This window comes from Chitinophaga silvisoli (assembly GCF_003412465.1).
Classification (GTDB): Bacteria; Bacteroidota; Bacteroidia; order Chitinophagales; family Chitinophagaceae; genus Chitinophaga; species Chitinophaga silvisoli.
Window position 1 is genome coordinate 1 of sequence record NZ_QTJV01000023.1, and the last position, 2,608, is coordinate 2,608.

A 2,608-nucleotide genomic window follows, 5' to 3' on the forward strand; every position below is an offset into this window, starting at 1 on the left:
TGTGGCTTAGTGATATTAAAGATTATATAGATGCTTTACTTAAATATGGTGATTTTGATTTTGTTGCTAAAGCATTTAAAATCTATAATATTACTGATACTAGATTTGAACTTATTCGTAAACTTTATCATTATTTCTATGATTGAAAATGTTTCTCATTTTATACTTGGTATGATATTTGGTTTATCTGTATATCTTTTTATAAGAATTACCATTGTTAGTAAAAAACTAGATAGACTTATTAGAGATATTAATGATACTCAAAATTGGATTAGAAAGATTCAAATTGATATTTGCGATATTAATAAACAATGGGAAGTTAAAAGAGATAGGGATAGAAATAGACTAGATAGAATTGAAGATAGGATTGGTAAACTTACTAGTGATTTTAATGATATTATTAGAAAGAAAGTTTAATGACTAGCTTGCTTCCATCCTCTACGGGGGGTCGCCACGGAGCGTAGCGTAGTGGCTCTACTAATCTTATTATTATTGAACTTATTATAGTTTTAACTATTAAATATAATTGTTTTATTAATCTTTAAAAACGTAAAATACTTATGAAAAAGTATGATGAAGTTTCTGTTGTTCGTCAACTTAATAATGTTGACGCTGTTATTGGAATCAATCCTGCTAGTAAAGTTATTAAAGTAGCTAAAAATAGTGCTATTGGTAATAGAACTAGTGGTAAGATTGATTTTCTTTCTCATTATTGTGGTTATCATGTTGAGATTGTTGATGTTATTCAACAACAAAAAGAACGTGATGAAGAAATTGCTGCTAAGAAAGCTGCTAAAAAGGCTGCTCATAAAGCTAAGTTTGCAGAGGATAATACTTTTAAAGGTATTACTCGTGCTGTTGATAAACGTATGCGTACTATTAAAAGAAAGTAGTATGTTATGGTTAGCTTTAAATTCTCATTTGGAGTTGTAGGTAAATCCAAAGAGAAAGGAATAGTCAATAAATATGTTATTATAGTTGCTAAATGTGAAGGTATTATTAGATATATTGATGGTACTTATAAAGTAGAATACAATGGCAAACTATATAGCATTACTGGTGAAAGTTACAGAACTAAAGGAAAGAAAGTTGTTTATGCTCGTCGATTAGATGAATATAACCATAGAATTAAAATTATAAGAGATAGTGAAAATAGAAAAACTGTTGACACTAGATTTTATATTCCTTTTGCTGCTGGACTTATAGCTAAAGGTAAAATTGTTAAAATGCCTTTTGCTAAGGAATTGTTTCATATTACTACGTGTTATAATCGTGGTGATAGTGAATCTACTATTTTAGCTTTTCAAGAATGGAAAGAATATGAAGATAAAGTTAAAAATAATCTTATTGATGTAAACAACGAATTATAATGATTGGTAATCTTAATATTGCTAATAGTAATAGAAAAGATATTAACATTAAGTTTACTAAAGACCAAGAAATAGCTGTGCATGAACTTATTGAGTTTCTTGCACAGCCTTGGGATGATAAGAAATTTATTAATGCTCTTTGTGGTGCTGGAGGTACAGGTAAGACATTTGTTATTAAATATGTTATTAATAATTGCAAATGGTCTGGTGGTGTTATAGGCTGTGCTGCTCCTACACATAAAGCTTGTAGAGTTCTTAGTAATTCTATTGGTGGAAAAGAAGTTAATACTATTCAATCATTATTTGGTTTTAGACTTGATGTTAATATTGAAAATTTTGACCCTGAAAATCCTGCCTTTAATCCTGTTGGAAAAGATAAACTAGATGGTCTTAAAGTTTTAATTATTGATGAAGCTTCTATGCTTAATGCTAAACTTGTTAAGTATATTAGTAATAAATGTAAGAAGCTTCAAATTAAAGTTATAATGCTTGGTGACTCTAGTCAGCTTCCACCTGTTAATGAGAAAACTAGTCAAGCTTTTCTTATTGCTAGTAATACTTATTATCTTAAAGAAGTTGTACGACAAGGAGATAATAACCCTATTAGTAAACTTCTTAAACTTCTTCGAGAAGATATAGATAATAAGAATGGATGGAGATTTCTTGATTATATATCTAAAAATAGACAAGATTATAATGAAGAAACTAAAGGATTTTATGTTTGTGGTCAAACTGAATTTTCTGATTTAATTGATACTTGTTTTAATGATGAAGAATATACTAAAAATATTGATTTGTATCGTATTATAGCTTATACTAATAATCGTGTTGCACAATGGAATAATCATGTTAGGCATATGATTATTAAAGATGCTGATAAGAGCCTTATTACTCGTAATGATTTAATAATGAGTTATACTACTGTTGTTAATGTTTTTAATGATATTATTATAAACAATAGTGAAGAATATATTGTTAAAGATATTGTTGATACAGTTGATAATGATTATGAGTTTAAAGGATTTCTTATTAAGTTTCAAGCTATTCATGGTGGAAGTGTAACTCAACCTTTATTTGTTATTGACCATTATGATAACTATACATTTCAAATGTATTATAAGAAGTTGACTAGTCTTATTGATGATGCTAAAAAAGCTAGTAGTTCTGAACGTGGAAGTAAATGGAAACAGTATTTTGATTTTAAACGTAAATATCTTATAGCTTCTAATATTACGAAT

The 2,608-nt window shown here is 27.8% G+C and carries 4 protein-coding genes; all 4 read left to right on the top strand.

Going from position 1 to position 2,608, the window contains the following annotated elements; all coding sequences use genetic code 11:
• The first annotated feature begins 138 nt into the window (after positions 1 to 138).
• Positions 139 to 417 carry a hypothetical protein gene (locus DXN04_RS33390; protein WP_116857774.1) on the top strand — a complete coding sequence of 93 codons (279 nt, stop codon included), beginning with the start codon at positions 139 to 141 and terminating at the stop codon, positions 415 to 417.
• A 143-nt stretch (positions 418 to 560) separates the two neighbouring features.
• Entirely contained in the window at positions 561 to 893 is a 333-nt protein-coding gene (locus DXN04_RS33395) for a hypothetical protein (protein ID WP_116857775.1), read from the top strand.
• 6 nt (positions 894 to 899) lie between these two features.
• Complete coding sequence (locus DXN04_RS33400) at positions 900 to 1,370, top strand: hypothetical protein (RefSeq protein ID WP_116857776.1); 471 nt, start codon at positions 900 to 902, stop codon at positions 1,368 to 1,370.
• Positions 1,370 to 2,608 (top strand): ATP-dependent DNA helicase (locus tag DXN04_RS33405; RefSeq protein WP_147320141.1); only part of this gene is annotated, 1,239 nt, incomplete at its 3' end. The genes DXN04_RS33400 and DXN04_RS33405, both read left to right, overlap by 1 nt.